General features: G+C 60.7%; 5 protein-coding genes. 3 read left to right on the top strand and 2 right to left on the bottom strand.

The window, feature by feature from the left end:
• Positions 1-212 precede the first annotated feature (212 nt).
• Positions 213-2102, bottom strand: coding sequence for a methyl-accepting chemotaxis protein (locus D8U71_RS12415; protein WP_130887871.1), 1890 nt, complete (start codon positions 2100-2102; stop codon positions 213-215).
• Between the two features lie 186 nt (positions 2103-2288).
• Between D8U71_RS12415 and D8U71_RS12420 the strand changes: the two genes are divergently transcribed.
• Positions 2289-3776, top strand: a complete 1488-nt coding sequence (locus D8U71_RS12420) for a helicase HerA-like domain-containing protein (RefSeq protein ID WP_130887872.1) — start codon at positions 2289-2291, stop codon at positions 3774-3776.
• 133 nt (positions 3777-3909) lie between these two features.
• Here D8U71_RS12420 and D8U71_RS12425 read toward each other — a convergent pair whose 3' ends face one another.
• Positions 3910-4365, bottom strand: coding sequence for a DciA family protein (locus D8U71_RS12425; RefSeq protein ID WP_041479804.1), 456 nt, complete (start codon positions 4363-4365; stop codon positions 3910-3912).
• Positions 4366-4673: 308 nt separating this feature from the next.
• Here D8U71_RS12425 and secA point away from each other — a divergent pair, with 308 nt between their 5' ends.
• Positions 4674-7415 (top strand): preprotein translocase subunit SecA, encoded by a 2742-nt coding sequence (gene secA / locus D8U71_RS12430; RefSeq protein WP_038861039.1) that lies wholly within the window; start codon positions 4674-4676, stop codon positions 7413-7415.
• A 122-nt stretch (positions 7416-7537) separates the two neighbouring features.
• Positions 7538-7611, top strand: a 74-nt coding sequence (locus tag D8U71_RS28615; protein ID WP_241664221.1) for a hypothetical protein, incomplete at its 3' end; no start/stop codon positions are given.

Here is a 7611-nt window from a genome sequence, read left to right on the forward strand (position 1 = left end):
ATGTCGGCGATATGCACGGTGAGCAACCCTCCGCTGTGTCGTTCTCCCTTGATTGACCTTTATCCAGAATAGATGTTCGGTCGGGATTGCGCGGTGGGGTGTCAGTCGGGTTTCGTTGAAAGGTAGATATTCGCGAGCAGGCTCGCTCCCACAATGGAATGCATTTTCCCTGTGGGAGCGAGCCTGCTCGCGAAGTGGCCAGTCGCCGCAGCTTAAATCCTGAAGCTGCCCACCAGTTGCTTGAGACGCGAAGCCTGCTGCTCCAGATCCGAACAAGCGCGCAAGGTCGCTTGCAGGTTTTCCACGCCTTCCTGGTTCAGCGTGTTGATCTCGGTGATATCGACGTTGATCGACTCAACCACCGCAGTCTGCTCCTCGGTCGCCGTCGCCACCGACTGGTTCATCCCGTCGATCTCGCCAATGCGCAGGGTCACGCTGTTCAGGCGTTCGCCGGCAAGGTTGGCGATCTCGACGCTGTCCTGGCTGTGGCGCTGGCTGTCGCTCATGGTGCTCACCGATTCCCGGGCGCCGACTTGCAGCTCCTCGATCATGGTCTGCACCTGCTGTGCCGATTCCTGAGTGCGGTGCGCGAGGTTGCGCACTTCGTCGGCCACCACGGCGAAACCACGACCGGCCTCACCGGCGCGCGCCGCTTCGATCGCTGCGTTCAGCGCCAACAGGTTGGTCTGCTGGGAAATGCTGGTGATCACTTCGAGAATCTGGCCGATGTTGACGGTCTTGCTGTTCAGCGACTCGATGTTGGTGCTCGACGCGCTGAGCATGCTCGACAACTGGTTCATCGCCTTGATGCTGCGCTCGACCACCTGCTGGCCATCTTCGGCCAGACCCCTGGCATCGCTGGCCTGATTCGACGCTTGGGCGGCGTTGCGGGCAATTTCCTGGGCGGCGGCGCCGAGCTGATTGATCGCGGCGGCAACGCTGCTGGTGCGCGAGGCTTGCTGGTCGGAGTTGTACATCGACGAGTTCGACGCAGCTACCACGCGCAGCGCGACTTCGTTGACCTGACCGGTGGCCGACGACACTTCGCGGATCGAGCCGTGAATACGCTCGACGAAGCGGTTGAATGCGGTGCCAAGGATGCCGAATTCATCGTTATTGACGATGTTCAGGCGTTTGGTCAGGTCGCCCTCGCCGTCGGCGATGTCTTCCATGGCGCGGGTCATCACGTGCAGCGGCTGGATCAGCAGGCGGATCAGCATGCCGAGCAGGGCGATGATGATTGCCACGGCAATAATGGTTGCGATTACCGCTGAGGTACGGAATTCGCTGAGCATCGAGTAGGCCTGATCCTTGTCGATCGACAGGCCGATGTACCAGTTCACCGACGGCAGGCCTTTGATCGGGGCGAAGGTGACGATGCGGGTTTTGCCGTCGACGCTCACTTCGCTGAAATCGCTGCTGATGCGCGGCGTGTCCTGCGGGTAGGCTTCTTTCAGTGACTTCATCACCAAGGCCTTGTCCGGGTGGACGAGGATCTTGCCGTCAGCGCTGACCAGGAATACGTAGCCCATGCCGTCGAAATCCCGCGCGGCGAGGGTGTCGATCAGCGATTGCAGGCTCAGGTCGCCGCCGACCACGCCGACGCTCTGCCCGGCCTTTTTCGACGCGGTGGCGATGGAAATGATCAACTGGCCGGTGGCCGCATCGATGTAGGGTTCGGTCAGGGTCGACGTGCTGCTGCTTTCGGCACCTTTATACCAAGGGCGCACGCGCGGATCGAAACCGTCCGGCATCTTCACGTCCGGGCGGATGGTGAAATGCCCGGTGGCATCGCCCAGGTAGGTGGCCATGAACGTCGAGGTCAGGCTTTTCTGTTCCAGCAGGCTGGCGACCGTGGCAGGTTCCGGGTTGATGGCGATGTTCTGTGCGGCGTTCTCGATCAGCAGGATGCGCCCGCTGAGCCAGGTCTGGATATTGCCGGCGGTGACCTCGCCCATTTCATTGAGGTAGTTGTTCAGGTCATCGCGGATCGCATTGCGTTGCAGCCAGTCGTTGTACAACGTGAACGAGGCGAAAGCGGCAATGACGATGAGAGCGGCGGCAAGCAAAATCTTATGGCTGAAGCGCAGGTTTTTGTTCATGGCTTGGGGTTCCGCTAAGGTCTTAATGTCCTGGGCGTGCTTTGATAGAGACGCGCACTATGTGCAAGGTTGAAAAACTGATATTTCCGGCTCTCCTTAGGGAAATGTCCGACCCGATTTTCTGATGGGTCTATCCAATTTATGTATCGGCCATGTGTCATCAAAGATTAACCATTGGGTGAGAAAATGCCTGACTCTTCGCAACTCGTTATCGGCGCTGATCCGGCCGCGCAACCCATCGCTCAGGCCATGCGCCTGGCCAACCGCCACGGGCTGATCGCTGGCGCCACCGGCACCGGTAAAACCGTGACATTGCAGCGTCTGGCCGAAGCGTTCAGCGACGCCGGTGTGGCGGTGTTCGCCGCCGACATCAAGGGCGACCTCTGCGGGCTCGGCGCCGCTGGCAACCCGCAGGGCAAAGTGGCCGAGCGCATCGCCGGCATGCCCTGGCTCGGTCACACGCCGCAGGCTTATCCCGTCACGCTGTGGGACATCCACGGCGAATCCGGACACCCGCTGCGCACCACCCTGAGCGAAATGGGTCCGCTACTGATCGGCAGCCTGCTCGAGCTGACCGACAGTCAGCAGTCGGCGCTGTACGCTGCCTTCAAGGTGGCGGATCGCGAAGGGTTGTTGCTGCTGGATCTCAAGGATCTGAAAGCGCTGCTCAACCACCTCAAGGACAACCCGCAGTTGCTCGGCGAAGACGCGGCGCTGATGACCACCGGTTCCAGCCAGGCGCTGCTGCGCCGTTTGGCGACGCTGGAACAGCAGGGCGCCGAAGCCCTGTTCGGCGAGCCGGCGCTGCAACTTGAAGACATCCTGCAACCGGGCGCCGATGGCCGGGGACGCATCCATCTGCTCGACGCCAGCCGTCTGGTGCACGAGGCGCCGAAGGTTTACGCAACGTTCCTGCTGTGGCTGCTGGCCGAGTTGTTCGAGCAACTGCCCGAGCGCGGCGATGCTGACAAGCCGCTGCTGGCGCTGTTCTTCGATGAGGCGCACTTGTTGTTCGGCGACACGCCCAAGGCGTTGCAGGAACGCCTGGAGCAAGTGGTGCGTTTGATTCGTTCCAAAGGCGTGGGCGTGTACTTCGTCACCCAGTCGCCAGCGGACCTGCCGGATGACGTGCTGGCGCAGTTGGGCTTGCGTATTCAACACGGCCTGCGTGCGTTCACCGCCAAAGAGCAGAAGTCCCTGCGTGCGGTGGCGGATGGCTTTCGGCCGAATCCGGCGTTCGACAGTCTGTCGGTGCTGACTGAGTTAGGTATTGGTGAGGCGCTGGTCGGCACGCTGACCGAGAAGGGCACCCCGGAAATGGTCCAGCGCGTGCTGGTGGCACCGCCGCAGTCGCGGATCGGCCCGCTGACCGAAACCGAGCGCACCGTGCTGATCGCCGGCTCGCCGTTCAAGGGCCGTTATGACAAGCCGATCGATCGCGAGTCGGCCTATGAGATCTTGATGGGCCGCAAAGGGCTGGCGCCCGAGGCTGAACCACCAGCGGGCAAAGCGGCGGCCGAAGAGCCGAGCCTGGCTGACCGCGCTGGCGAATTCCTCGGCACGGCGGCAGGGCAGGCGCTGAAATCAGCGATGCGCCAGGCGGCCAATAACCTTGGCAAGCAGTTGGTGCGCGGGTTGATGGGGTCTTTATTGGGCGGCAGCAAGCGCCGCTGAACTGAGGAGAATCGGAGATCAAAACTGTGGGAGCGAGCCTGCTCGCGAAAGCGCTGTGTCGTTCAACATCAATGTCGTCTGACATGGCCTCTTCGCGAGCAGGCTCGCTCCCACATGGCAATGGTGTGCACGGTCAGGTTTTGCTTTTGGCATGCGCCGCCAACCGCTCCAGCGCCGCGCGCAATCCCGGATCGCTGATCCCGTCGGCCGTCGACTGAATCGTCTCCGCCGCACTGCTGGACAAATCCATGGTGTGTCCAACCGCCCGGTGCTGGACGATCGGCGGACGCACGCTGAATTTGATCCGCGTCAGGTTGGCGAACTCTTCGAACAATTGCAGCTGTCGTTGCAGACGTTTCTGCTGATAGCGCAGGCGCGTCGCCCAATGGCCGTCAGTGACCACCAGCGACAGCTCGCCTTCGCGCCACTTGGCTACCCGGCAATGCTCGCGGGCGGCCGGTTGCAGCTGGCTTTCGAGCAGGCGCTGCAAATGCTCCAGACGCTGGGCATGGCCGAGGATGGCCTTCAGCGGTTTGGCTTCACGTAACAGAACGGCGGGTGCTCTGGCCGTGAGAGGGCGAAACGCCATGATCGAACACCTGAAGGAACAGAGGCGCCATGGTAGCAGAAAGCTGCGGAACCTCTGGGCCATTGCTTTTGTCCCTGATTTGCTCATTAAATCAACGCCTGACTTCTTTCCCCCGACGGGTTGAAGTTGAGCAAAACGCCCCTATTTTAAGTGAGCCCCGTCAAAGCGCAGTGCCAGCATCGTGGAACATCGCCACTTTCCTCACCACCGTTTCCGGGTAGAATGCTCGTTCGCATGCGGCCATGAGGGCTGCACGGGCGACTCACGGGGCCGCCCTCCATCCCTTTAGTGTGGAAGATCCTGCCGATATGTTTGCGCCTTTGTTAAAGAAACTTTTTGGAAGCAAGAACGAGCGTGAAGTCAAACGCATGCTCAAGACGGTGCAGCTCGTCAATGCCTTCGAAGAGCAAATGGTGGCCCTTTCGGACGATCAATTGCGCGCCAAGACCGCCGAGTTCAAGGCCCGTATCGCCAAAGGGGAAACCCTCGACAAGCTGTTGCCGGAAGCCTTCGCCGTCGCCCGCGAGGCTGGCAAGCGCGTGATGGGCATGCGCCACTTCGACGTACAACTCGTCGGCGGCATGACTCTGCACGAAGGCAAGATTGCCGAAATGCGCACCGGTGAGGGCAAGACCCTCGTGGCCACCTTGGGTGTTTACCTCAACGCACTGTCCGGCAAGGGCGTGCACGTTGTGACCGTGAACGACTACCTGGCCCGCCGTGACGCCAACTGGATGCGCCCGCTGTATGAATTCCTCGGCCTGACCGTCGGCGTCGTAACGCCGTTCCAGCCGCCGGAAGAGAAGCGCGCCGCCTACGCCGCCGACATCACCTACGGCACCAACAACGAATTCGGTTTCGACTACCTGCGCGACAACATGGCGTTCAGCATGGATGAAAAATTCCAGCGCGAACTCAACTTTGCCGTGATCGACGAAGTCGACTCCATCCTCATCGACGAAGCGCGTACTCCGCTGATCATTTCCGGTCAGGCCGAGGACAGCTCCAAGCTGTACATGGAGATCAACAAGCTGATCCCGCAGCTGGAACTGCACGTCGAAGAAGTTGAAGGCCAGGTCACCAAGGCCGGTCACTACACCGTTGACGAAAAGACCCGTCAGGTCGAACTCAACGAAGCCGGTCACCAGTTCATCGAAGAAATGCTCACCCGCGTCGGCCTGCTGGCCGAAGGCGAGAGCCTGTACTCGGCGCACAACCTTGGCCTGCTGACCCACGTCTACGCCGGTCTGCGTGCGCACAAGCTGTTCAACCGCAACATCGAATACATCGTCCAGGACGGTCAGGTCGTACTGGTCGACGAACACACCGGTCGTACCATGCCGGGTCGTCGTCTGTCCGAAGGCCTGCACCAGGCTATCGAAGCCAAGGAAGGTCTGAACATCCAGGCCGAGAGTCAGACCCTGGCCTCGACCACCTTCCAGAACTACTTCCGTCTGTACACCAAGCTGTCGGGCATGACGGGTACCGCCGACACCGAAGCGTTCGAATTCCACCAGATCTATGGTCTGGAAGTCATGGTCATCCCGCCGAACAAACCGTTGGCGCGTAAAGACTACAACGACCTGGTGTTCCTCACCGCCGAAGAGAAATACGCGGCGATCGTGGCCGACATCAAGGAAAGCATGGCCGCCGGTCGTCCGGTGCTGGTGGGTACCGCTACCATCGAGACCTCCGAGCACATGTCCGAATTGCTCGTCAAAGAAGGCATCGAACACAAGGTTCTCAACGCGAAGTTCCACGAAAAAGAAGCTGAAATCATCGCTCAGGCCGGTCGTCCGGGCGCTCTGACCATCGCCACCAACATGGCCGGTCGTGGTACCGACATCCTGTTGGGCGGCAACTGGGAAGTGGAAGTCGCTTCGCTGGAAAATCCGACCCCTGAGCAGATCGCCCAGATCAAGGCCGACTGGCAGAAGCGTCACCAGCAAGTGCTGGAGTCCGGCGGCTTGCAGGTAATTGCTTCCGAGCGTCATGAATCGCGCCGTATCGACAACCAGCTGCGTGGCCGTGCCGGCCGTCAGGGCGATGCCGGTTCGAGCCGCTTCTACCTGTCGCTGGAAGACAGCCTGATGCGCATCTTCGCCTCTGACCGGGTGAAGAACTTCATGAAAGCCCTGGGCATGCAGCCGGGTGAAGCGATCGAGCACCGTATGGTGACCAACGCGATCGAGAAGGCGCAGCGCAAGGTTGAAGGCCGCAACTTCGACATCCGCAAGCAACTGCTCGAGTTCGACGACGTCAACAACGAGCAGCGTAAAGTGATCTATCACATGCGTAACACGTTGCTGGCCGCTGACAACATCGGCGAAACCATCGCCGACTTCCGTCAGGACGTGCTCAACGCTACCGTCAGCGCGCACATTCCGCCGCAATCGCTGCCAGAGCAGTGGGACGTGGCCGGTCTGGAAGCGTCGATCGAAAGCGATTTCGGCGTGAAACTGCCGATCCAGCAATGGCTCGACGAAGACGATCACCTGTACGAAGAAACCCTGCGCGAGAAGCTCATGACCGAGCTGATGGCGGCTTACAACGAGAAAGAAGATCAGGCCGGTGCCGAGGCGCTGCGCTCGTTCGAGAAGCAGATCGTCCTGCGCGTACTCGACGACCTGTGGAAAGACCACTTGTCGACCATGGATCACCTGCGTCACGGCATTCACCTGCGCGGCTATGCGCAGAAGAACCCGAAGCAGGAATACAAGCGCGAATCCTTCACGCTGTTCTCCGAGCTGCTCGATTCGATCAAGCGCGACTCGATCCGCGTGCTCTCGCACGTTCAGGTTCGCCGCGAAGATCCGGAAGCCGAAGAGCAACGCCTGCGTCAGGAAGCCGAAGCACTGGCGGCGCGCATGCAGTTCGAACATGCCGAAGCGCCTGGGCTGGATCAGCCGGAAGCGTTGGGTGAAGAGGTCGATGTGGCACTGGCCACCGCCGCTGCCCCGGTTCGCAACGAGCAGAAGCTGGGCCGCAACGAACTGTGCTACTGCGGTTCGGGCAAGAAATACAAGCATTGCCACGGGCAGATCCAGTAAAACCCGTTTCAATCGCTGAACACCCCGCGCCGCGACCGGCTCCTGCCGTCGCGGCGTTTTGCCATTTATCCCACCGTCCTTTCCCGTGGCGGTGCTGACATCATTGAGTAAGGAGCGCATTCATGGCTGTTGGTCTTGGTCCTTTGCCAACGTTGCACCCGGTTGCCGGTTTTGAACTCGGTATCGCCTCGGCCGG

It is taken from the genome of Pseudomonas sp. Sample_21, assembly GCF_004307525.1.
Taxonomy (GTDB): Bacteria; Pseudomonadota; Gammaproteobacteria; order Pseudomonadales; family Pseudomonadaceae; genus Aquipseudomonas; species Aquipseudomonas atacamensis.